Source organism: Stenotrophomonas sp. SrG, from assembly GCF_050031795.1.
GTDB lineage: Bacteria > Pseudomonadota > Gammaproteobacteria > Xanthomonadales > Xanthomonadaceae > Stenotrophomonas > Stenotrophomonas rhizophila_A.
The window spans coordinates 1-297 of record NZ_JBNBBE010000112.1 but is presented as its reverse complement, the minus strand read 5'-3'; the positions used below and the strand labels follow the sequence as shown (position 1 = coordinate 297).

Here is a 297-nt window from a genome sequence, read left to right as displayed (position 1 = left end):
CCATATCGACGGCGAGGGCTTCCAGCTCGGCGAGCTGTTCGGTGGGGCGCGGACCGTGGTGTGGGCCGCGGGCGTGGCCGCTTCGCCGCTGGCGCGGACGCTGGAGGTGCCGTTGGACCGCGCCGGTCGCGTGCCGGTGCAGCCCGACCTGACCCTGGCCGGACACCCGGAGATCTTCGTCGCCGGCGACCTGGCCGCGCTGCTGCAGGCCGATGGACGGCCGGTGCCGGGCGTTGCCCCGGCCGCCAAGCAGTTGGGCCAGCATGTGGCCGCGACGATTCGTGCGCGGCTGGACGG

The 297-nt window shown here is 75.4% G+C and carries 1 protein-coding gene; it reads left to right on the top strand.

Features of this window, described 5'->3' with window-relative positions:
* Nucleotides 1-297, top strand: a 297-nt coding sequence (locus tag ACQG3P_RS19185; protein ID WP_426805926.1) for an FAD-dependent oxidoreductase, incomplete at both ends; no start/stop codon positions are given.